The organism is Clavibacter michiganensis subsp. insidiosus (genome assembly GCF_002240565.1).
Lineage (GTDB): Bacteria > Actinomycetota > Actinomycetes > Actinomycetales > Microbacteriaceae > Clavibacter > Clavibacter insidiosus.
The window spans coordinates 2571490-2592704 of the sequence record NZ_MZMO01000001.1; the positions used below are offsets into that span (position 1 = coordinate 2571490).

The 21215-nt window shown below is 73.0% G+C and carries 21 protein-coding genes and 1 pseudogene; 11 read left to right on the forward strand and 11 right to left on the reverse strand.

Annotation, left to right across the window (positions count from 1 at the left end; all coding sequences use genetic code 11):
- Positions 1-783 carry a biotin--[acetyl-CoA-carboxylase] ligase gene (locus B5P21_RS12430; protein ID WP_094171214.1) on the reverse strand — a complete coding sequence of 261 codons (783 nt, stop codon included), beginning with the start codon at positions 781-783 and terminating at the stop codon, positions 1-3.
- Between the two features lie 149 nt (positions 784-932).
- Between B5P21_RS12430 and B5P21_RS12435 the strand changes: the two genes are divergently transcribed.
- Entirely contained in the window at positions 933-2504 is a 1572-nt protein-coding gene (locus B5P21_RS12435; RefSeq protein WP_045526998.1) for an acyl-CoA carboxylase subunit beta, read from the forward strand.
- Positions 2501-2734: an acyl-CoA carboxylase subunit epsilon gene (locus B5P21_RS12440; protein ID WP_045526997.1), complete on the forward strand. Its 234-nt coding sequence runs from the start codon at positions 2501-2503 to the stop codon at positions 2732-2734. Before B5P21_RS12435 ends, B5P21_RS12440 begins: the two co-directional genes overlap by 4 nt.
- Before the next feature lie 271 nt (positions 2735-3005).
- Here the strand turns inward: B5P21_RS12440 and B5P21_RS12445 are convergent, their stop codons facing one another.
- The 4 genes from B5P21_RS12445 to B5P21_RS12460 form a co-directional block, all read right to left on the reverse strand.
- Entirely contained in the window at positions 3006-4028 is a 1023-nt protein-coding gene (locus tag B5P21_RS12445; RefSeq protein WP_045526996.1) for a hypothetical protein, read from the reverse strand.
- A complete protein-coding gene (locus tag B5P21_RS12450) occupies positions 4025-5326 on the reverse strand; it encodes a sensor histidine kinase (protein WP_246865286.1) in 1302 nt (433 codons plus the stop codon). The genes B5P21_RS12445 and B5P21_RS12450 overlap by 4 nt, the downstream gene beginning before the upstream one ends.
- Positions 5327-5360: 34 nt before the next feature.
- Positions 5361-6065, reverse strand: coding sequence for a response regulator transcription factor (locus B5P21_RS12455; RefSeq protein WP_045526992.1), 705 nt, complete (start codon positions 6063-6065; stop codon positions 5361-5363).
- 99 nt (positions 6066-6164) lie between these two features.
- Positions 6165-7412: a class I SAM-dependent RNA methyltransferase gene (locus B5P21_RS12460; protein ID WP_094171216.1), complete on the reverse strand. Its 1248-nt coding sequence runs from the start codon at positions 7410-7412 to the stop codon at positions 6165-6167.
- A gap of 124 nt (positions 7413-7536) precedes the next feature.
- Between B5P21_RS12460 and B5P21_RS12465 the strand changes: the two are divergent.
- A pseudogene (locus B5P21_RS12465) lies at positions 7537-8187 on the forward strand (Maf family protein); the annotation flags it as partial.
- A 22-nt stretch (positions 8188-8209) separates the two neighbouring features.
- Here the strand turns inward: B5P21_RS12465 and B5P21_RS12470 are convergent.
- A complete protein-coding gene (locus tag B5P21_RS12470) occupies positions 8210-8737 on the reverse strand; it encodes a hypothetical protein (RefSeq protein WP_045526985.1) in 528 nt (175 codons plus the stop codon).
- 122 nt (positions 8738-8859) lie between these two features.
- On the opposite strand from B5P21_RS12470, the gene B5P21_RS12475 reads away from it, so the two are divergent.
- Positions 8860-10629, forward strand: coding sequence for an acetyl/propionyl/methylcrotonyl-CoA carboxylase subunit alpha (locus tag B5P21_RS12475; RefSeq protein WP_045526984.1), 1770 nt, complete (start codon positions 8860-8862; stop codon positions 10627-10629).
- Between the two features lie 23 nt (positions 10630-10652).
- Here B5P21_RS12475 and B5P21_RS12480 read toward each other — a convergent pair whose 3' ends face one another.
- Positions 10653-11177 (reverse strand): hypothetical protein, encoded by a 525-nt coding sequence (locus B5P21_RS12480; protein ID WP_045526981.1) that lies wholly within the window; start codon positions 11175-11177, stop codon positions 10653-10655.
- Positions 11178-11510: 333 nt separating this feature from the next.
- Here B5P21_RS12480 and B5P21_RS12485 point away from each other — a divergent pair, with 333 nt between their 5' ends.
- Together B5P21_RS12485 and B5P21_RS16590 are read left to right on the forward strand one after the other, a co-directional pair.
- On the forward strand, positions 11511-11915 hold the full coding sequence (locus B5P21_RS12485) for a hypothetical protein (protein WP_045526979.1): 405 nt from the start codon (positions 11511-11513) through the stop codon (positions 11913-11915).
- A gap of 3 nt (positions 11916-11918) precedes the next feature.
- Complete coding sequence (locus B5P21_RS16590) at positions 11919-12182, forward strand: hypothetical protein (protein WP_133064194.1); 264 nt, start codon at positions 11919-11921, stop codon at positions 12180-12182.
- Positions 12183-12490: 308 nt separating this feature from the next.
- On the opposite strand, the gene B5P21_RS12490 is transcribed toward B5P21_RS16590, so the two are convergent.
- A complete protein-coding gene (locus B5P21_RS12490; protein WP_045526977.1) occupies positions 12491-13930 on the reverse strand; it encodes an NAD(P)H-quinone dehydrogenase in 1440 nt (479 codons plus the stop codon).
- A gap of 90 nt (positions 13931-14020) precedes the next feature.
- Between B5P21_RS12490 and B5P21_RS12495 the strand changes: the two genes are divergently transcribed.
- The 4 genes from B5P21_RS12495 to B5P21_RS12510 all read left to right on the forward strand — a co-directional run bounded on the left by B5P21_RS12495 (position 14021) and on the right by B5P21_RS12510 (position 18306).
- Entirely contained in the window at positions 14021-14848 is an 828-nt protein-coding gene (locus B5P21_RS12495) for a purine-nucleoside phosphorylase (RefSeq protein WP_045526975.1), read from the forward strand.
- Entirely contained in the window at positions 14845-16548 is a 1704-nt protein-coding gene (locus tag B5P21_RS12500) for a phospho-sugar mutase (RefSeq protein WP_045526974.1), read from the forward strand. Before B5P21_RS12495 ends, B5P21_RS12500 begins: the two co-directional genes overlap by 4 nt.
- Positions 16549-16636: 88 nt before the next feature.
- Positions 16637-17275 carry a MerR family transcriptional regulator gene (locus B5P21_RS12505; protein ID WP_045526972.1) on the forward strand — a complete coding sequence of 213 codons (639 nt, stop codon included), beginning with the start codon at positions 16637-16639 and terminating at the stop codon, positions 17273-17275.
- Positions 17248-18306 (forward strand): hypothetical protein, encoded by a 1059-nt coding sequence (locus B5P21_RS12510; RefSeq protein WP_236688791.1) that lies wholly within the window; start codon positions 17248-17250, stop codon positions 18304-18306. Before B5P21_RS12505 ends, B5P21_RS12510 begins: the two co-directional genes overlap by 28 nt.
- On the opposite strand, the gene B5P21_RS12515 is transcribed toward B5P21_RS12510, so the two are convergent.
- From B5P21_RS12515 to B5P21_RS12525, 3 genes are all read right to left on the reverse strand, one after another.
- Positions 18255-18527: a PTS sugar transporter subunit IIB gene (locus tag B5P21_RS12515; protein WP_045526970.1), complete on the reverse strand. Its 273-nt coding sequence runs from the start codon at positions 18525-18527 to the stop codon at positions 18255-18257. The genes B5P21_RS12510 and B5P21_RS12515 overlap by 52 nt on opposite strands.
- A complete protein-coding gene (locus B5P21_RS12520) occupies positions 18524-18973 on the reverse strand; it encodes a PTS sugar transporter subunit IIA (protein WP_015489687.1) in 450 nt (149 codons plus the stop codon). The genes B5P21_RS12515 and B5P21_RS12520 overlap by 4 nt, the downstream gene beginning before the upstream one ends.
- Positions 18974-19036: 63 nt before the next feature.
- A complete protein-coding gene (locus B5P21_RS12525) occupies positions 19037-20155 on the reverse strand; it encodes an adenosine deaminase (protein ID WP_045526967.1) in 1119 nt (372 codons plus the stop codon).
- Between the two features lie 102 nt (positions 20156-20257).
- Here B5P21_RS12525 and uriH point away from each other — a divergent pair, with 102 nt between their 5' ends.
- The gene (gene uriH / locus B5P21_RS12530) at positions 20258-21193 is read left to right on the forward strand and encodes a uridine-preferring nucleoside hydrolase UriH (protein WP_094171218.1); all 936 of its coding nucleotides are present in this window, start codon (positions 20258-20260) and stop codon (positions 21191-21193) included.
- Positions 21194-21215: the final 22 nt, after the last annotated feature.

The window sequence follows — 21215 nt, forward strand, 5'->3', positions numbered from 1 at the left end:
TCATTGATACCGCAGATGCGTCACGTCCCCGGCGGCGACAGACGTCACGGCCGGATCCCCGGCGGACTCCACGGTGAGCCGCCCGTCGTCGTCGACCCCGGTGGCGCGCCCGAGGAGCTCGCCGCCGCCCGGCAGCTCGACGCGGACGTCGCGGCCGATGGTGGCGCACGTGCGGGCCAGCTCGTCGACGAGCCCCGCGGCGCGCGCGTCGCCGTCGGCCTCCACCCAGGCCAGGTACCGGGCGCGGAACGCCCGGAGGTAGGCGGCCAGGACGGCGTCCACGTCCGGATCCGGCACGCCGGCCAGCCGCACCGACGTCGAGGTGGGCGTCGGCAGCTCGGCCTCCTCGAGCGTGAGGTTGAGGCCCGTGCCCACCAGCATGCGGCCGGGCGCGACGAGCTCGCCGAGGATCCCCGACACCTTCCGCCCGTCCACGTGCACGTCGTTCGGCCACTTGAGCGTCACCTCGGCGGGCGCCGGCACGACGTCACGCAGGGTCGCGACGAGCGCGAGCCCGGCCACGAGGGGCAGCCACCCGGGGTCGAGGTCCGCGCGCCCGGGGACGCAGAGCACGCTCACCGCGAGGGTGCGCCCGGGCGGCGCCACCCAGACGCGGCCGCGACGGCCGCGTCCCGCCGTCTGGTCGAGGGTGAGCACGACGGATCCGTCGGGCCACCCGGCGGGATCCGCGGACGCCCGCCGGGACAGCTCGTCGTTGGTGGATCCCGCGCGGTCCAGGGCGAGGAGGCGCGGGGCGGCGAGGCGGCTGAGCGGGAGGTCCATGCCGTCACCGTACCGAGCGGATCAGGAGGACACCGCACCCCGGACGCGCCGTCTTCTGTGCGTGGTCCACAAGAGCGGGGCACGCACCCGCCGGTACAGTGAGGCGGGTGACTGCACACGAGCCAGACGAGGACGCCGGCGCCCCGGACATGTACACGACCGCAGGCAAGCTCGCCGACCTGAAGAGGCGCTACCACGAGGCCGTCACCGCGAGCGGCGAGGCCGCCATCGAGAAGCAGCACGCGCGCGGCAAGATGACCGCCCGCGAGCGCATCGACCAGCTGCTCGACCACGGGTCGTTCGTCGAGCTCGACGAGTTCGTCCGCCACCGCACCCACGCGTTCGGCATGGACGCGAAGCGGCCCTACGGCGACTCCGTCGTCACGGGCACGGGCGCCATCAACGGCCGCCAGGTCGCCGTGTACTCGCAGGACTTCACGATCTTCGGCGGATCCCTCGGCGAGGTCGCGGGCGAGAAGATCATCAAGGTCATGGAGCTCGCCATCAAGACGGGCGTCCCCATCATCGGCATCCTCGACTCGGGCGGCGCCCGCATCCAGGAGGGCGTGGTCGCGCTCGGCAAGTACGGCGAGATCTTCCGCCTCAACACGCGCGCGTCGGGCGTCATCCCGCAGATCTCGCTCATCATGGGCCCGGCCGCGGGCGGGGCCGTCTACTCCCCCGCGCTCACCGACTTCGTGATCATGGTCGACAAGACCAGCCACATGTTCGTCACCGGCCCCGACGTGATCAAGACCGTCACGGGCGAGGAGGTCGGCTTCGAGGAGCTCGGCGGCGCCCTCACCCACAACAAGGTCTCGGGCGTCGCGCACTACCTCGCGAGCGACGAGGACGACGCGCTGGACTACGCGCGCACGCTGCTCGGCTTCCTGCCGGACAACAACCTGGCCGAGCTGCCGGAGTTCCCCCGGACGGTGGACCTCGAGATGACGGCGCGCGACCACGAGCTCGACACGGTCATCCCGGACAGCCCGAACCAGCCGTACGACATGAAGACGGTCATCGAGCGCATCGTCGACGACGGCGAGTTCCTGGAGACCCAGCCGCTGTTCGCGCCGAACATCATCGTCGGGTTCGCGCGCGTCGAGGGCCGCTCGGTCGGCATCGTCGCCAACCAGCCGAACGCGATGGCGGGCACGCTCAACATCGAGGCGGGCGAGAAGGCCAGCCGCTTCGTGCGGTTCTGCGACGCGTTCTCCATCCCGATCCTCACGCTCGTCGACGTGCCCGGGTACCTGCCCGGCACCGAGCAGGAGTGGACGGGCGTCATCCGCCGCGGCGCGAAGCTCCTGTACGCGTACGCCGAGGCGACCGTGCCGCTCGTCACGGTCATCACGCGGAAGGCCTACGGCGGCGCGTACATCGTGATGGGATCCAAGCAGCTGGGCGCCGACATCAACCTCGCGTGGCCCACGGCCGAGATCGCGGTGATGGGCGGCCAGGGCGCCGTCAACATCCTCTACCGCGGCGAGATCAAGGGCGCCGAGCAGGCCGGCGAGGACGTCGCGGCGGTGCGCACGAGGCTCGCCAACGAGTACACGTACAACGTCGCGAGCCCGTTCCTCGCGGCGGAGCGCGGCGAGCTCGACAACGTCATCCAGCCGGCCGCCACGCGCGCGTCGGTCGTCAAGGCCCTGCGGGCGCTGCGCACCAAGCGCGCGAGCCTGCCGCCGAAGAAGCACGGGAACATCCCGCTGTGAGCGACGCCCGCGGATCGGCGGACGCCGCGCTCGGCGGCTTCCGCGTCCTCGGCGGCTCCCCCACCGAGGAGGAGCTCGCCGCCGCCACGGCGGTCATCGCGGCGCTGGCGGCCCAGCCCGCCGCCGAGCAGCCCGCGCGCCGCGCGCCGGACGCGTGGCAGCGCTCGCAGCGCGGCGTCCGCGGCACGCTCGTGCCGGGTCCCGGTCGCTGGCGCGGCTTCTCCGGCTGACCCGGTCCGCGGCGTCCCGCGGGCGCGCCCGTCCCCGACCGTGTCCTCGCAAATGACGACTTGGCGCGTCCCTCTCGTTCCGTGAGACTCGTCGTGCTGGGGGGCCCGCATCGCGGGTCAGCCAACACGGCGTCGTCGATCTGTGGTGAGCAGACGACGCCAGGGGGCGGATCATCCCGATGCTCGGGTCGTCGGGATGACCGGAGAGGCGCGGGGGCGGTCGGTGCAGGCACCGGCCCCCGCGCCTCTCAGCATCAGCGCCGGCGGTGCCTCACGTGCGCGGGCGCGGGATCTCCAACCACAGGTCGACCTCGTCGTCCAGGTCGTCGCTGCCCAGGAGGCTCGCGCTGCCGTCGCCCGCGACGCTGAGGCCGACGACGGTGATCGCCGTGTCGGATCCCTCGGGCACCGTCCGGGCGATGATCTTGTCCGCCCGCGTGTCCCGCACGGCCGCGGCCAACCGGTCGAGCACGACGTCGCGCGTGGCGTCGTCGAGGTCGTCGATGCCGCCCTCGTCGAGGAGCGTGACGACCGTCCCGCGCCGGCGGGCGAGCATGACCTGCTCGCGGACGGCGTCGTTGAGGAGCGTGCGCCCGCGGATCTCGTCGCGGATCGCGCCCTCGAGGTAGAGGCACTCCTGCCGCTCCTCCGGGGAGAGGTCGCCGCCCGTCTCCACGATGCGCCGGAGCATGGGGACCGCCATGCGGCTCGTCTGGCGGAGCCGGAACTGCCGCTCGTAGAGGTGCGCCTCCTGCGCGGCCTGCCAGTCCGCCGCCTCGCGCTCGGCGCGGTGGAACTGCCGGGCGTCGCGCGCGGCCTTGGCGAGCGCGTGCGCGAGGACGTGCGAGACGGCGACCCACAGCGCGCTGCCGGTGACGCCGTAGGCGACGAGACCCGCCGGCCCGCCCCAGAGCACCGTCTGGACCGCCAGGATGACGATGCCCGACCAGGCGAAGCCCTGGCGACGGCGGGCGGACGTGATGGTCATCAGCGTCCCGACGGCGGCGACGTGCCACGTGGTGAAGGGCACGAGGGGGCCGGGCGCGAGCTGGCTCGTCACCAGGACGGGCACGACCGTCGCCACGGCGAGGTTGAACGACGCGAGCCACACGGGCATGACCGTCGGGCTCGTCGGCCAGAGGCTCATGAGCGTGGCGACGAGGTAGAGCGCGACGGCGACGAGCGTGACGGCCGGATCCGCGGGGGCGGAGATCGCGACGAGCGCGAGCACCACGTGGTACGCCGAGAAGAGGGCGGCGAGGCCGAGCACGATCGAGCGCGGGACGACGATCACCGGTCGCCCCTCTCGCGGTCCTGCCGGTCCGGCGGGGGCGCGTCGGGGTCCCCGGGGAGGAAGGGGACCTCGGGCGCGGCGGCGTCGTCCGGGGCGGGCCAGCGGATCCGCACGGCCGTGCCCTCCCCCGGTGCCGACTCGATGGTCACGAGCCCGCCGGCCTGCGCGACGCGCTCCTTGATGGAGACGCGGAGCCCGAGGCGCTCGGTGGGGATGCGGCGCTGGTCGAAGCCGGCGCCGTCGTCGACCACGTCGATCGCGACCCCCTCGTCGCCGTGGCCCGAGATGACGAGCATGCGCGTGATGGTCTCGGCCGAGGTGCCGGCGTGCTGGAGGCTGTTCATCATCGCCTGCACCGCCGCGGAGTAGATGGCCTCGGCGGTGGCCACCGGGACCGTGCGCGCGCCGAGGTCGCGCGTCTCGAGGACGAACGGCGCGGAGAGCGCGGAGGCGGCGTCGACGATGCGCTTCGCGACGGCGCGCAGGGGCACCGAGGCGTCGTCGTCGGTGCCCTGCTCGGCCGCGGCCAGGTGCCCCATCGCGTTGGCGGCCATCGTGGCGGCGAGCGTGCGGGCGGCCGGATCCACGGTGCGGGCCGCCGAGAGCAGGGTCGTGAGGACGCTGTCGTGCACGATCGCGTCGACCTGCACGCGCTCCACCTCCGTGGCGTGCTGCCGCACCGCGTGCGAGTAGCGCGTCAGCGCCGTGCCCTGCGCCCAGTCGACGCCGAGGGCCGCCTGGCGGAGCACCGTGACGATCATGAGGACCGACCCGCCGAGGATGATCGAGTAGAGGACCTGCAGGAACGAGTCGAGCGGCGTGATGACGCCGTGGCGGAGCACCACCTCGAGGAAGCCGAGCCCGAGCGGCACCGCGCCGGTGTAGATCACGGCGATCCAGAGGCGGAAGGCCATCGCCGCGCACGTCGTCGCGACCGTGAGCTCCTGGTAGAGGAACGGCTGCGGGACGGTCGCGAGGGCCTCGGGGACGATCGCGAACGGCCAGGTCGCGAGCGCGAGGACGAAGACCAGGGCGACGGTGGCGTGCGCGGGCACGACCCCGCGGCGGATCACGCCGGCGACGCACGTCCAGACGAGGCTGCCGAAGAACACGATGAGGAAGGCGATGCTCCAGGCCGGGCGCATCGCGTCCAGCTGCCCGCTGATGACCTGCAGCGACTGCAGGGCGAAGAGGAGCCCGAAGGCGCCGGCGCCGCGACCGAGGATCGTCTCGATGCGGGCGAGGCTGATGGGGTTGTCGGGGGTCCGCGGCGGGGCGCCGGCGAGGGCGCGCGTCACGGGAGCCGCGGAGGGCGGCGCGCTGGCCGGAGGCCTAGCGGCCATCGCCGCCGTCCTGGTCCAGTCCCGGGAGGATGCCGTCCTCCACGGCGCGGCGGAGCAGGTCGACCTTGGTGGGAGCGGGGCGGCCGACCTCGACGTACTTCACGCGGATCCGGTCGAGGTACTCGCGCGCCGTGCTGTTCGCGATGCCCAGCTGCTGCGCGACGAGCTTGAGCGGCAGGCCGGAGGCGTACAGGTGCAGCACGTCGCGCTCGCGACGGCCGAGCTGGGCCTTCGCGAAGTCGCGGTCGGCGTCGATCGCGGTGGCCCACTCGAGGTTGTTGAGCACGTCGCCGCGGGCGACGGTGGCGACGGCCGCCATCACGGTCTGCGTGGCCGACGACTTGGGGATCACGCCCGCCGCCCCCGCGGCGAGCGCCTCGCGGACGCTCGCGACGCGGTCGGCGATGCTGTGGACGAGCACCGCGGCGCCCGTGCCCTGCGCGGCCTTGACGTTGTCGGTGACGGAGGAGCCGTCCCCCAGGGAGAGGTCGAGGACGACCACGTCGCACTCCCGGCCCACCAGGCCCTCGACGAGCTCGCGGGCGTTCGCGGCGGCGAGGATGAACTCGTACCCGGCGTCGAGGCACGCGGCCTTGAGGCCGAGCCGCACCGACTCGTGGTCGTCGACGACGGCGACGCGGACGGGCGGGAGGCTCTCCGCCACCGGATCGGATCCCTGCGTTGTCTCGGTCATCCGGGTCCCCCTCGTCGCGTGGCGCCGTCGCTCTCCGACTGCCTCCTCGCCCACTGTATCGCCCGGCTGCCGCGTCCCCTCGGCGGCGGATGCCGCAGGTCAGGAGGCGGCGGGCACCAGCACGGCCACGCTCTCGACGTGGTGGGTGTGCGGGAAGAGGTCGAACGAGCGCACCGAGCGGAGCTCGTAGCCGCGCTCGGCGAAGAGCGCCACGTCGCGGGCCAGGGCGACGGGATCGCACGCCACGTAGACGACCTGCGCCGGGTGCAGCTCCGCGAGCGCGTCGACGACGGGCTTCTTCGCGCCCGCGCGCGGCGGGTCGAGCACGACGGTCGCGCCCTGGAGGCGGCGCCGCTCGGCGGGGCTCGCCTCGCGCGCCAGCTTCTGCAGGTAGCGGTCGACGCGCGACGTGAGGGACGCGGCGCCCACCCACTCCGCCAGGTTGTCGCCGGCGAACTCGGTGGCGACCTCGTCGCTCTCGACGCTCGTGATCCGCGTGGTGTCGCCGAAGCGGTCGCCCACGGCGGCGGCCAGGAGCCCCACGCCCCCGTAGAGGTCGAGGTTGGCGGCGCGCGGGTCGAAGAGGGCCTCGTCGATGGAGGACTGCACGGCGTCGTACAGCGTCTCGGCCGCCCGGCGGTGCACCTGCCAGAAGCCGCCGGCCTCCAGCTTGAACTCGCGGTCGCGGACCCGCTCCGTGATGGTGTCGCGGCGCTGCGCCTTGCCGTCGATGAGGAGCATGCGGACGTGGCCGTCGGCGGGGGCGACGAGGTCGATCCCCTCGACGCCGGGGAAGCGCTGGCCGAAGGGCGCGGCGCCGTTGACGCCGGCGGTGGCGAGCGGCAGCGACGTGACGGGGATCACGCGGTGCGAGCGCGAGGCGTACGGGCCGACGACGCCGTCGTCGCCGACGTGCAGGCTGACGCGCGTGCGCCAGCCCAGGCCGTCGGACTCGTCGTCGCCGGGGAGCGCCTGGACCTGCACGTCGTGGTCGACGTGCGCCATGCGGGAGAGCGAGTCGACGACGACCTGCCGCTTGAGCTCGCGCTGGTGGGCGAGGCGGACGTGGCCGAGCTCGGCGCCGCCGACGCGGTCCTCGGGGGCGCGGTCGACGGAGGCCTCGGCCCAGACGTGCGGCCGGCGGTGCGGCGACGCGTCGAGCACCTCGACCGTGTCGGCCCGCCAGAACGACTTCTTGGAGTCCTCCGTGATGCGCGCGCGCACCCGCTCGCCGGGGATCGCGTCCGAGACGAAGATCACCCGGCCGTCGTGCCGGGCCACGGAGACCCCTCCGTGCGCCATGTTGGTCACGTCCACCTCGACCTCGCGGCCCACCTGCTCACCCATGCGGCAACCCTGACACACAAGGAGGCGGCACGATCACACGCGCGACGACCCCGACGCACGCGCGGGACGTCCCCGGGACGCCCGGACGTCCGGCGGGCGTGCCACCATGTCGGCGTGACCACGCGCCTCCACGTCCCCCGCCCGCCTGGCCCTGCTGCGCTCCGCCGGCGTCGAGCCCGTCGTGCTGCCCTCCGACGTCGACGAGCCCGCCGCGGTCGCGGCCGCCGAGGCGCGCCAGGGCCCGCTCGGCCCCGAGGCCATGGTGCAGCTGCTCGCGCGGGCCAAGGCCGAGGCGGTCGTCGGGCAGCTCGTCGCCGGCGCGCCGATCACGGGCCTCGTGCTCGGCGGCGACTCGGCCTTCGAGATCGACGGCGTCGTGCACGGCAAGCCCTACACGGTCGCGCGCGCCACGGAGCGCTGGCTCGCCCAGCGCGGCCGCGAGGGGCGCCTGCACTCCGGCCACTGGCTGATCCAGGTGGCCGACGGCCGCATCGTCCGCGGGATCGGGCGCGCCGCCGTCGCGGACGTCCGCTTCCGCGCCGACATCACCGACGCCGAGATCGACGCCTACGTCGCGACGGGCGAGCCGCTGCTGGTCGCCGGGTCGTTCACCATCGACAGCCTGGGCGCCGCCTTCATCGAGCGGATCCAGGGCGACCCGAGCACGGTCGTCGGCCTGTCGCTCCCCACTCTCCGCGCGCTCGTCCGCGCGCTCGACACGGAGTGGACGGACCTCTGGAACCGACAGGGCGCCGTCGAGGCACGGCTCGTCTGAGCGACGAGCGCGCCGACGGGCATCAGCCCATCCCGAGGACCTCGATGCGGTCCGCCAGGTACGCGGCGAGGGGCCTGGTCTCGTGCGCGTTCGGCCCCCACTGCACGCGGAGCTCGCGGCCGCGCAGGCTGAGCGGCCCGGATCCGCGCGCGAGCGATTCCGCGTCCAGCGCGATCGGCTCCCAGTCGTAGTCGACCGCGTCGCCCTCCTCGAAGGCGCGGACGGCCTGGCGCCTCGCCTCCTTGCGCGCCTCGACGCCCGAGTCGAGGCCCTGGGAGCGCGTGGGCTCCACGGCGCGCGTGATGCTGCCGGTGCGGCGGAGGGATCCGTCTGCCGAGAGGAGCAGCACGCCGAGCCGCCAGGCCCGGCCGACCGGCACCATGGCCGGCTGCCGCTTGATGGGGCCGAACGAGCGCTTGGCGCGCACCTCGGCGAGCGCCTCCTCGGGCGCGCGACGGGACCGCAGCTCGACGACCGTGGCCCGCAGCAGCTCCTGGAGGTCGGCTGCGGCGGCTCGCGCGTCGTCGTCGCCGGTGCCGGGTGCGGTCATGCGTCGATCATGCCAGGGGCGTGCCGGGAGCCGTCGGTTGTGGGCGCGCGTACCCGCCGGCCCCGCATGTTTGTGCGGACCCTCCGAAGCCGGGCGCATCCCGCACCCTAGGCTGGGGTCTCATGACGCGAGTGAACAAGGTCCTCATCGCCAACCGGGGCGAGATCGCCGTCCGCATCATCCGCGCGGCGAGGGATGCGGGGATCGGATCGGTCGCCGTCTACGCCGACCAGGACCGCGACTCCCTGCATGTGACGCTCGCCGACGAGGCGTACGCCCTCGACGGGCAGTCGAGCGCGGAGACCTACCTCGTCATCGCGAAGCTCCTCTCCATCGCCCGCCGCTCCGGCGCCGACGCCGTGCACCCGGGCTACGGGTTCCTCGCCGAGAACGCCGACTTCGCGCAGCAGGTCATCGACGCCGGCCTCGTCTGGATCGGCCCCTCCCCGAGCGCCATCCAGCAGCTCGGCGACAAGACCACGGCCCGCCACGTCGCCGAGCGCGTGGGCGCCCCGCTCGCCCCGGGCACGCTCAACCCGGTCTCCGGCGCCGACGAGGTGCTCGACTTCGTCGACGTGCACGGCCTGCCCGTCGCCATCAAGGCGGCGTTCGGCGGCGGCGGCCGCGGCCTGAAGGTCGCCCGCACCCGCGACGAGGTGCCGGAGCTGTTCGAGTCCGCCACGCGCGAGGCCGTCGCGGCGTTCGGCCGCGGCGAGTGCTTCGTCGAGAAGTACCTCGACCGCCCGCGCCACGTCGAGACCCAGTGCCTCGCCGACTCGGCCGGCACCGTCGTCGTGATCTCCACCCGCGACTGCTCGCTGCAGCGCCGCCACCAGAAGCTCGTCGAGGAGGCGCCCGCGCCGTTCCTCACCGAGGAGCAGAACGCGCAGCTCTACGCCGCGTCGAAGGCGATCCTCCGCGAGGTCGGCTACGTCGGCGCCGGCACGTGCGAGTTCCTCGTCGCGCAGGACGGCACCATCTCCTTCCTCGAGGTCAACACGCGCCTCCAGGTCGAGCACCCGGTCTCCGAGGAGGTCACGGCCATCGACCTCGTCCGCGAGCAGTTCCGCATCGCCGCGGGCGGCCTCATCGACTACGACGACCCGCAGCCGCGCGGCCACTCGTTCGAGTTCCGCATCAACGGCGAGGACCCGGGCCGGGGCTTCTTCCCCGCGCCCGGCCCCGTGCACGTGTTCCAGGCGCCCGGCGGCCCCGGCGTCCGCGTCGACTCCGGCGTCCGCGCGGGCGACGTGGTCTCCGGCGCATTCGACTCGCTGCTCGCCAAGCTCATCGTCACGGGATCCAGCCGTGAGGACGCCCTCGAGCGCTCGCGCCGCGCCCTCGACGAGTTCGAGGTGCAGGGCCTGCCCACCGTGCTCCCCTTCCACCGCGCGATCGTGCGGGACGCGGCCTTCGCCCCGGCGGACGGCGCGCCCTTCTCCGTGTACACTCGCTGGATCGAGACCGAGTTCGACAACACCATCGAGCCCTGGTCCGGCGCCCTCGATGGCGCCGCCGAGGCGCCCGCCCGGCACACGGTCGTGGTCGAGGTCGGCGGCAAGCGCATCGAGGTGAGCCTCCCCGAGGACCTCGCGCCCGCCGCGGGCGCGTCCTCGTCGAAGCGCGCGTCGGCTGCTCCGGCCCGCCGGAAGCAGTCCGGATCCGTCGACACCTCGGGCGGCGGATCCGTCACCTCGCCCATGCAGGCCACCGTCGTCAAGCTCGCCGTCGAGGAGGGGCAGCAGGTCGTCAAGGGCGACCTCCTCGTCGTCCTCGAGGCGATGAAGATGGAGCAGCCGCTCACGGCGCACGCCTCGGGCACGGTCTCCGGGATCTCCGCCGACGTCGGGCAGACCGTCCCGTCCGGGCACCGCCTGCTCGACATCGTCTGACCCTCGCGAGCCCTGCCGGCCACTCAGGCGTCGACGCTCCTCCCCTGCTCGAGTCGCCGCCAGGCCAGCGCCCCCGAGCACCCGAGGATGAGCCCCAGTGCGCCCGACACGATCTGCTCGAGAAGCGCGGTGTACATCAGGAATCCGAGAGCCGCGGGGATCACGTAGAGAGCGGCCGCTGTGGCGAGCGTGACGAGCACTGTCACGCCTGCGAAGCCCTTGAGAGCCGCAAGCCCCAGTCCGCTCTCGATTCCCTCTCGACCGACGTTCCAGACCGCGAGCACGAGGACCACGCTGGCGACGACCTGAGCGCCTGTCTGCAGCCCGCCTCTCGCCAACCCGGCCTCCCCGACGACGGGCCAGACGAAGGAGACCAGGTCGCTGACCACGCCGTAAGCGCCGAAGAACACGAGACCCACCGCGGCGAACCGCGCCTTCCGCTCCGCAGTCTCTCTTCCGATCCGCATCGCCAGCAGAACCCAACCGACCAGCACCAGGGCGTCAGCTGCGACGAGCGCAGGCGGGCCGCCGAACACCTGAAGCGCCATGATCCCCGCGTCGGTGCTGATCCGAGCGACATGGACTCAAGAGTGGAGAAAGCCGACAACAGCGGCCAACGTGAAGGCCGAGCCAGCGAACGTGTGAGCGACTGCACGGCCACGTCGCGTTTCCATGACAGAACCTGCTTTCTTGAGACAAGATATTTCGTACGCTAGTGCCAACCTTGCAACCTCCGCGGAAGTTCTGCACAGACGCGTCGAAACATCGACGCCTACCATAACCGCACTCCAGGGGCAATAGCTCGCGTCACGCATCATCAGCTTTTATCCTCCTCTCTCGAGGACGCACAAACGGCGTCTCTGACGATTGAATTGATACACATGAAGAAATGGAGGAGCTCCGCTTTTTCGGCGCTCAGCGTCACACTATTCGCCGCCGGCGCGAGCGCGGCACCGGACATGGCATCCGCGCACTCGGCGCCCGGATACCTGATCGTTGATCCGAGCCAAGCAGTGAGCACGGCAGAAGGGCTCTTCTATCCCACAGGACCGATCGATGACAGCACTCTCGTCGTGATCCCCAACCCTGATGGGTCTCTGCCGGGAGGGCTGACGAGAGAGAAGCTCGATGCCATGACGTCCCGGACAGCTGCCGACTCGAACGCTAGCGACTTCAGCACCAGAGTCGCTGCTGAGCAAAACGGCGGCGACATCACGCCTGACTCGGGGCACACCTACTTCGCATACAGTTCCATCGACTGGTCGACGCCGACCGAGGGCGATTAGATCGTGGGCTTCAACGACGAGACGAGGACGAATTACACATTCGACGTGTTCTCCGATGGTGAAACCAACTTCGGCCAAGGACTGGGCTACTATCGCGGGTACAACGGAAGCACCATCGGCATCCAGCAGGCCTGGTATGGACTGGGATATGCGGACAAGACCCACCATGGTGGCGCCAGCGTGCCCTGGGGCAATGTCGCCGCCAGTACGCAATTCAGAGCTAAATGCGGAACTGGGCCGACATGCACAGGTAACTGGACGCCTTGATCACTGAGTCCGACATGAATAGACGCGGGCTCGGTGCTCAGCGGGTACCGAGCCCGCGCGCTCGTGGACAAGACCTAAGCGCGAACCCGCGTATCGTCGCCAGACAACGCGTAATCCCTGACCGGTACTCACTCCGTGAAAACCGTCGCCGGCCGTCCGGTTGCTACGTGGTAGCCGGCGGCCCCGTGCTTGGTGGACGGGCGGGCATGGGCAGCGATCAGCCCGACCCGGCGCAGGATCTCGAATCGAAAAGCTGGCGCCTTTGAACGCGCTCTCGTCGGCATCGCCTCAAGCGACGTTGGGGCGGGTCAGAGGACGATGTGCATCGCGCGCGCCGCGTCGGAGATGCTGCCCGACAGCGACGGGTAGACCGTGAACGCGCGCGCGACGTCGTCCACCGTGAGCCGGTGCTCGACCGCGAGCGCGAGCGGGAAGATCAGCTCGCTCGCCTTGGGCGCGACGATGACGCCGCCGATGACCGTGCCGGAGCCCGTGCGTGCGAAGAGCTTCACGAAGCCGTCCTTCACGTTCTGCATCTTGGCGCGGGGGTTGGACGCGAGCGGCAGCTTGTAGATGTCGCCCTGCGCGAGCCCCTCCTCGATCTGCTTCTGCGACCAGCCGACCGTCGCGATCTCCGGCTGCGTGAAGATGTTGGAGGTCACGTTGCGGAGCTCGGTGGGGCTGACGGCGTCGCCCATCGCGTGGTAGACCGCGGTGCGGCCCTGCATGGACGCGACGGAGGCGAGCGGGAGGAACGTGGTGCAGTCCCCCGCCGCGTAGACGCTCGGCACCGAGGTGCGCGCGACGCGATTGACGCGGATGTGGCCGGAGTCGCTCATCTGCACGCCCGCCTCCTCGAGGCCGATGCCGGCGGTGTTCGGCACGGATCCGACCGCCATGAGGCAGTGGCTGCCCTCGACGACGCGGCCGTCGCTCAGCGTCGCGACCACGCCGTCGCCCTTCCGGACGACGGACTCGGCGCGGCTCTTCGACAGCACCGTCATGCCGTTGCGCGTGAAGACGTCCTCGATGACGCGGGCGGCGTCGGCGTCCTCGCCCGGGAGCACCTGGTCGCGGGAGGAGATGAGCGTGACCTTGGCGCCGAGCGCCGTGTAGGCGGAGGCGAACTCGGCGCCCGTGACGCCGGATCCCACGACGATGAGGTGCTCGGGGACCGCGTCCATCGTGTAGAGCTGCGTCCAGGTGAGGATCCGCTCGCCGTCGGGCTTCGCGGTCTCGAGGATGCGCGGGCTCGCGCCCGTGGAGACGACCATGGTGTCCGCGTCGATCTCGTCGAAGTCGGTGCCGCCGCCGCCGCGGCCGGTGGAGACGATGAGGCGGTTCGGCCCGTCGAGCCGGCCCTCGCCCTGGACGATGCGGACGCCCGCGCGGATGAGGCTCGACTTCATGTCCTCGGACTGCTGGCGCGCGAGCCGCAGCAGCCGGTCGTTGACGGCCTGCATGTTGACGGCGACCTCGGGGCGCACGGGACGGCGGCTCTGCTCGCCGCGGGAGAAGAACTGGACGCCGAGGTCGGCGGCCTCGCCGAGCGCGTTCGTGGCCTCGGCGGTGGCGATGAGGGTCTTCGAGGGGACGACGTCGGTCATCACGGCCGAGCCGCCGACGCCCACGCGCTCCACCAGCGTCACTTCGGCGCCGAGCTGCGCTCCGGCGATGGCGGCCTCGTAGCCGCCGGGGCCCCCGCCGAGGACGGCGATCCGCTGGTTGGCCTCGAACTCGTATCCCATGCGCACATCATCCCGCAGGCCCGCGGCCCGCGCGAACCCGCCCGTCGTGGCGGCCCGGGCCGCCCGCGCCCGCGCATTTAGGATCGGGGCATGACCTACAGCAACCCCCTCGAGTCGCCCGACGCGGACCCCCAGGAGATCGCGCGGCAGGCAGCCCGGCAGATCGCCGAGCTCACGGGCGTCGAGCGCCACGACATCGCCCTCACGCTCGGCAGCGGATGGGGGCGCGCGGCGGACCTCATCGGCGAGACCACCGCGACCGTCCCGGCCACCGAGGTCGTCGGCTTCTCGAAGCCCGCGCTGGAGGGCCACGTCGGCTCGCTCCGCAGCGTCCTGCTGCCCTCGGGCCGCCGCGCCCTCGTCATCGGCGCGCGCACCCACTACTACGAGGGCCACGGGGTCCGCCGGGTCGTGCACAGCGTGCGCACCGCGGCCGCGACGGGCGCCACCACGATGATCCTCACCAACGGCGCGGGCGGCATCAAGGAGCACTGGACGCCCGGCATCCCCGTGCTCATCAGCGACCACATCAACCTCACCGCCGACTCGCCGCTCGAGGGCGCGACGTTCGTCGACCTCACCGACCTCTACTCGGCCCGCCTCCGCGCGATCGCGCACGAGGTGGAGCCCGACCTCGACGAGGGCGTCTACTGCCAATTCCGCGGCCCGCACTACGAGACGCCGGCCGAGGTGCAGATGGCGAAGGCCATCGGCGGCCACATCGTCGGCATGTCGACCGCGCTCGAGGCCATCGCCGCGCGCGAGGCCGGCATGGAGGTGCTCGGCATGTCGCTCATCACGAACCTCGCCGCCGGGATCCAGAAGACCCCGCTCAGCCACGAGGAGGTCATCGAGGCCGGTCGCGCCGCCGAGGGCCGCATCGGCGGGATGCTCGCCCGCATCGTGGGCGCCCTGTGAGCCGCGAGGAGGCGGCCGCGCTGGTCGCCGCCGCGCGCGCGTGGCAGGCGCAGGACCCGGATCCGATCACGCGCGCCGAGGTCGACGAGCTGCTCGCCCTCGTCGACGGCACCGCAGCAGGGGCCTCCGCGGCCGACCGGGAGCAGGCGGCGGCGGGGATCCGCGACCGCTTCCAGACGCGCCTCCAGTTCGGCACGGCCGGGCTCCGCGGCGAGCTGGGCGCCGGCCCCAACCGGATGAACCGCGTGCTCGTCGCCCAAGCCGCCGCGGGCTTCGCCGACTACCTGCGCAGCCGCAGCCCCCGCCCGAGCATCGTCGTCGGGTACGACGGGCGCCACAACTCGCGCGTCTTCGCCGAGGACACCGCGCGCATCATGGCCGGCGCCGGCGTCCGCACGGTGCTGCTCCCCCGGGCCCTCCCGACGCCCGTCCTCGCGTACGCGGTGAAGCACCTCGCCGTGAGCGCGGGCGTCATGGTCACGGCGTCGCACAACCCGGCGCGCGACAACGGATACAAGGTCTACCTGGGCGACGAGGACCACGGCGCGCAGATCGTCAGCCCGGCCGACCGCGACATCGCGGCCTTCATCCACAAGGCCGCGGGCGAGCGCACCGTGCAGCAGCTGCCGATGGCGGACGACTTCGAGATCGCGCCCGAGACGCTGATCGACTCCTACGTGCGGGAGACGGCGGACCTGTTCGCCGCCCCGCTCGCGCCGCTGAAGTGGGTGTACACGCCGCTGCACGGCGTCGGGTGGGAGACCGCGGCGCGCGTGTTCGACGCGGTCGGCGTCGACGCGCCCGTGGTCGTCGCCGCGCAGGCGGATCCCGACCCCGACTTCCCCACGGTCGAGTTCCCGAATCCCGAGGAGCCGGGCGCGCTCGACCTCGCGTTCGAGGCGGCCGTGCGGTCCGACGCCGAGCTCATCATCGCCAACGACCCGGACGCCGACCGGCTCGCGGTGGCGATCGCGGACGAGCACGGCGCCTGGCGGCGCCTCTCCGGCAACGAGGTCGGCATGCTGCTCGGCCTCGGCATCGCCGAGCGCTACGCCGCGGACGGCAACACGGGCACGTTCGCCTCGTCCCTCGTCTCCTCCCCGGCGCTCGAGGTCGTCGCGCGGGAGCTGGGCTTCGGCTACCACGAGACGCTCACGGGCTTCAAGTGGATCAGCCGCGTACCCGACCTGATCTACGGCTACGAGGAGGCGCTCGGCTACCTGGTCGCGCCCTGGATCACGAGCGACAAGGACGGCATCTCCGCGGCCGTCGCCGTGCTGCACGGCGTGATGCTGCTGAAGTCGCGCGGACAGACCATCGACGACTACGACCGCGAGTTCGCCGAGCGCTTCGGCTCGTTCGCGAGCGACCAGATCTCGGTGCGCGTCACCGACCTCGCCGTCATCCCGCGCATCATGGCGAAGCTCCGGCAGTCCCCGCCCGCCTCGATCGGATCACGTCACGTCGAGCGCATGGACGATCTCGCCGAGGGCACGGCCGACCTGCCGCCGAGCGACGTGCTCCGGTTCCACCTGGGCGACGGCGCCCGGCTCATCGTGCGGCCCAGCGGCACCGAGCCGAAGATCAAGGTCTACCTCGATGCGCAGAGCACCGAGGGCACCGTGGCCGAGCGCCGCGACGCCGCGCGCGCGATCGTCGCCGACCTGGCGCAGGCCGTGCCGCTGCTGCTCGAGGTCTAGCCGCTCCGGAGCCGCGGGCCGTCACCGGCCTGCGGCTCTTCTCGCGCGCTCACTGGTAGTGGCGCTATCAGTGCGCTAGCCTCCCGCCATGCGCATCACCGAGCTGGCCGAGGCCACGGGCGTGGCCCCCGCCACCGTCAAGTACTACGTCCGCGAGGGCCTGCTCCCCGCGGGCACGCGCGTGAGCGACAACCGCACCGACTACGACGACGAGCACGCGCGCCGCGTCCGCCTGGTCCGCGCCCTCATCGACGTGGGACGGCTGCCCGTCGCGCGCGCCCGCGAGGTGCTCGCGGTGCTCGACGACGACGCCCGCTGCGTGCAGGACGTCTTCGCGGTGGCGCAGGACGCGCTGACGCCGGGGCCGCCGGACGCGGATCCGCCGCCCGCCGACGCGCTCGCCCGCGTCGACGCCGCCGCTGCCGACGCCGGCTGGTGCGTGATCGAGGGACACGCCGGCCGCGCGCAGGCCGCCCGCGCCGTCGACGCGTTCGCCCGCTCGGGCCACCCGATGGACGACGGCTACCTCGCGCGCTACGCGGAGGCCGCGGCGATCCAGGCCGACGCCGACCTCGCCGCGGTGCGGGCGCGCCCCGACCGCACCGCCATGGCGGAGCTCATGGTGGTCGGCACCGTGCTGGGGGACCAGCTGGCGGCGGGGCTGCGCCGGATCGCGCAGGCCACGGTGTCCTCGCCCGCGTGGGACACGACGGGCGGCGGGTCGTGATCCGGCGCGCGTACGGCTGGCACCGGCCGCTCATGGCGGTGGCCGCGCTCATGGCCGTGGTCGCGGCGGCGTGCCTCGTGGGCGGCCTGGTCGACCATCGCGTCGTGACGGGCGCCCCGATCTGGGACAAGCCCGCCAAGTTCTCGCTGTCGATCCTCGTCTACGCCGTCTCGTGGGCGTGGCTCATCGCGCACCTCCCCCGCTCCCGGCGGCCCGCGCACGTCCTCGGGACGGTGGTCGCGGTCGCGCTGGTCGTGGAGCAGGCGGTCATCGTGGGCGCGGCGGCCGCCGGGACGACGAGCCACTTCAACATCTCCAGCCCGCTCGCGACGGCGCTGTGGGCCGTGATGGCCGGGTCGATCACCGTGCTGTACGTTTGCACGTTCGTCACGAGCCTGGCCGTGCTGCGGCTCCGGCTGCCCGACCCGGCGCTCACGCTCGGGATCCGCGCGGGCGCGCTCATCGCGCTCGTCGGCATCGGGCTCGCCTACCTCATGACCTCGCCGACCGCGGCCCAGCTCGCCGACTTCCACGGCGTGGCCGGCGCGCACACGGTGGGCGCGGACGACGGCGGTCCCGGGCTCCCCGTGCTCGGCTGGAGCACGACGGCGGGCGACCTGCGGATCCCGCACTTCGTCGGCATGCACGCGCTGCAGGTGCTGCCGGTCGTCGCCCTCCTCCTCGGCGCGGCCGGGCCCCGGATCCCCGCGCTCGCGCCCGACCGGGTGCGCGTGCGGCTGACGGCGATCGCGGCGGTCGCGTACCTGGCGGTCATCGCCATCGTCACGGTGCAGGCGCTCCGCGGCGAGCCCGTCACGGCGCCCTCCCCCGGGATCGCGGCGGCGACCGCCGCGGTGGCCGTGGTCGCGCTCGTGGCGGCCGTCGCGGTGGTGCTGCGCGGCGGCCCGCGCCCGACGGCTGCCCATGACGTGGGTCGGCCCGACGAGGCGCCGACCCCGGGGACGAGCGCCGCGGACGCTCAGCCGAACGCGGCGTCGAGCTTGGCCGAGATCTCCTCGAGGTCGAAGTAGTTCTCGATCACGACGACGTCGGCGTACGTGGGCCCGATGCGGTCCACGAGCTCCGGCGACGTGAGGATCACCTGCGCGTCCTCGCCGAGGGAGGCGACGCTCGCGAGGTCGGCCGCGGTCACGTCCGCCTGGATGCCGAGTCGCGCGAGCGCGCGCTCGGCGTTGACCTTGAGGATGCCGGACGTGCCGATGCCCACGCCGCAGATCGCGACGACCTTCATGCGCTCTCCTCGCCGGCCATGATGCGCCGGACCTCGTCGACGGTGGTGGCGGCGCGCAGCCGCGGGATGGCGGTCGCGTCGTTGAAGATGTTGGCCATGTCGGCGACCGAGGACACGTGCCGGTCGACCGTCGTGACCGCGAGGCCGACGATGACGTCGACGGGGTCGTTGTGCGCGTGCCCGAACGCGACCGGCTCCGTGAGGGTGACGACCGCGAGGCCGTCCGCGAGCGTCTCGGGCCCGGGCCGGGCGTGCGCGAGCGCGAGCCCCGGGGCGATGACGACGTAGGCGCCGAACTCCTCGACCACGCGGATCATGGCGTCCCCGTACTCCGGGGTGGCCGCGCCCGAGCGGACGAGCGCGTCGCCCACGAGGCGCACGGCGGCGCGCCAGTCGGCGGCCTCGGCACCGAGGTTCACGGCGTCGTCCGGGAGCGGTGGGAGCACGGGGTGCGGCCTCTCTGTCGGGGCGGGCGGGACGAGCGGGACGGAGGGCCTCGGGGCCCCGCGCTACAGGCGGGCGAACCCGTCGGAGATGATGTCGGCGAGCGCCTCGCGCTCCTCCAGCGGCAGGAACGCCGCGGCGGCCGCGTTGAGCTGGAACATCTCGTGGTCGTCGAGGTCGTAGGCGAACGCGTCCGTGAGGAGCGCCAGCTCCCGGCTGATGCTCGTGCCGCTCATGAGGCGGTTGTCGGTGTTGACCGTGACGGCGAAGCCGAGCTGGTAGAGCAGGTCGAAGGGATGGTCGACCATCGCGTCGCCCCACGCCGCGATGGCGCCGGTCTGCAGGTTCGACGACGGGCTGAGCTCGAGGGGGATGCCGCGGTCCTTGATCCACTGCGCGAGCGTGCCGAGGGTGACGAAGACGTCCTCGCCCTCCTCGCTGTCGATCTCGATGTCCTCGGCGATGCGCACGCCGTGGCCGAGGCGGAGGGCCCGGCCGTCGAGCAGCGCGCCGCGGATGGACTCGAGGCCGTCGGCCTCCCCCGCGTGGACCGTGCGGGGCATCCACTCGCGCGCCAGGAGGTCGAACGCGCCCTGCATGCGGGACGGCGGGAAGCCGGCCTCGGGCCCGGCGATGTCGAAGCCGACGACGCCGCGGTCGCGGTGGCGGATGGCGAGCTCGGCGATCTCGGTGCCGCGGTCGAGGTGGCGCATGGCGCTGACGAGCTGGCCGACGCGGATGGATCCGCCTGCCTCCTCGACGCCGCGCACGGCCTCCTCGATGCCGGACTGCACGGCCTCGACCGCCTGGTCGAGCGACAGCCCGCGGGTGAGGTGCTGCTCCGGCGCCCAGCGGATCTCGCCGTAGACGACGCCGTCCTCCGCCAGGTCCTCGACGAACTCGCGGGCGACGCGCGCCAGGTGCTCCTCGGTCTGCATGACGGCGATGGTGACGTCGAAGGTCTTCAGGTACTCGACGAGCGATCCGGAGTCGGCGCTGGTGCGGAACCACTCGCCGAGCGCCTCGGCGCCCGCGGCGGGCAGCTCGAGCCCGATCTCGTCGGCGATCTCGACGATCGTCCCGGGGCGGAGGCCGCCGTCGAGGTGGTCGTGCAGGGAGACCTTGGGGAGGTCGCGGTACGACCCTCCGCCGGGCAGCGTGGAGTCCTCGGGAGCGATCGTCATGGGACGAATCTACTAGCCTCGACGCGGCCCACGCCGAGGTAACAGGCACACGAACGATCGGTGCGCGAGACATCGGCGGGCCGCGACCCGGCCGGAGGACCCATGCCCACCAAGATCCTGATCGACTGCGACCCGGGGCACGACGACGCCCTCGCCCTGATGCTCGCGCACGGCAGCCCCGAGGTGGAGCTCGTCGGCATCACCACCGTCGCCGGCAACCAGACGCTGGAGAAGGTGACGCGGAACGCGCTCGCGGTCGCGACCGTCGCGGGCATCCACGGTGTGCCCGTCGCCGCGGGGTGCGCGCGCCCGCTCGTGCGGCCCGTCATGACGGCGCCCGAGATCCACGGCGAGTCCGGGCTCGACGGGCCCGAGCTGCCCGAGCCCACCGTCGCGCTGGATCCGCGGCACGCGGTGGACCTCATCATCGAGACGGTCATGGCGCACGCGCCCGGCGAGATCACCCTGGTGCCGCTCGGTGCGCTCACCAACATCGCGCTGGCCGTGCGGCGCGAGCCGCGCATCGTCGAGCGCGTGAAGGAGGTCGTGCTCATGGGAGGCGGCTACCACCACGGCAACCGCACGGCCGTCGCGGAGTTCAACATCGCGGTGGACCCGGAGGCCGCGCACATCGTGTTCGGCGAGGCATGGCCCGTGACCATGGTGGGCCTCGACCTCACGTACCAGGCGACGGCGACGCCGGACGTCATGGCGCGCATCGCGGCCCTCGGCACGCCGGCCGCGCGCTTCGTCGTCGACTCGATGGAGTCGTACGGCCGGGCGTACCACGACCGCCAGGACTTCCCGAGCCCGCCCGTGCACGACCCGTGCGCCGTCGCGCGCGTGATCGACCCGCGCCTCGTCAGCGTGCGGCGCGCGCCGGTGTCCGTCGAGCTGACGGGCACGCACACGACGGGCATGACGGTGACGGACCTGCGTCGACCGGCGCCCGACGACTGCACGACGCAGGTCGCCGTGGACCTCGACCACGCCGGGTTCTGGGACGCGGTGGTCGACGCGCTCGAGCGCATCGGCTGAGGCGTGAGCGGGCCCGGCCGTC

Coding starts and splice junctions, on each gene's coding strand:
- B5P21_RS12475 (WP_045526984.1), top strand. CDS start 8,860: ATGACGCGAGTGAACAAGGTCCTCATCGCCAACCGGGGCGAGATCGCC.
- B5P21_RS12455 (WP_045526992.1), bottom strand. CDS start 6,065: ATGACCGAGACAACGCAGGGATCCGATCCGGTGGCGGAGAGCCTCCCG.
- B5P21_RS12495 (WP_045526975.1), top strand. CDS start 14,021: ATGACCTACAGCAACCCCCTCGAGTCGCCCGACGCGGACCCCCAGGAG.
- B5P21_RS12485 (WP_045526979.1), top strand. CDS start 11,511: ATGAAGAAATGGAGGAGCTCCGCTTTTTCGGCGCTCAGCGTCACACTA.
- B5P21_RS12430 (WP_094171214.1), bottom strand. CDS start 783: ATGGACCTCCCGCTCAGCCGCCTCGCCGCCCCGCGCCTCCTCGCCCTG.
- B5P21_RS12515 (WP_045526970.1), bottom strand. CDS start 18,527: ATGAAGGTCGTCGCGATCTGCGGCGTGGGCATCGGCACGTCCGGCATC.
- B5P21_RS12490 (WP_045526977.1), bottom strand. CDS start 13,930: ATGGGATACGAGTTCGAGGCCAACCAGCGGATCGCCGTCCTCGGCGGG.
- B5P21_RS12525 (WP_045526967.1), bottom strand. CDS start 20,155: ATGACGATCGCTCCCGAGGACTCCACGCTGCCCGGCGGAGGGTCGTAC.
- uriH (WP_094171218.1), top strand. CDS start 20,258: ATGCCCACCAAGATCCTGATCGACTGCGACCCGGGGCACGACGACGCC.
- B5P21_RS12435 (WP_045526998.1), top strand. CDS start 933: ATGTACACGACCGCAGGCAAGCTCGCCGACCTGAAGAGGCGCTACCAC.
- B5P21_RS12460 (WP_094171216.1), bottom strand. CDS start 7,412: ATGGGTGAGCAGGTGGGCCGCGAGGTCGAGGTGGACGTGACCAACATG.
- B5P21_RS12470 (WP_045526985.1), bottom strand. CDS start 8,737: ATGACCGCACCCGGCACCGGCGACGACGACGCGCGAGCCGCCGCAGCC.
- B5P21_RS12480 (WP_045526981.1), bottom strand. CDS start 11,177: ATGGCGCTTCAGGTGTTCGGCGGCCCGCCTGCGCTCGTCGCAGCTGAC.
- B5P21_RS12505 (WP_045526972.1), top strand. CDS start 16,637: ATGCGCATCACCGAGCTGGCCGAGGCCACGGGCGTGGCCCCCGCCACC.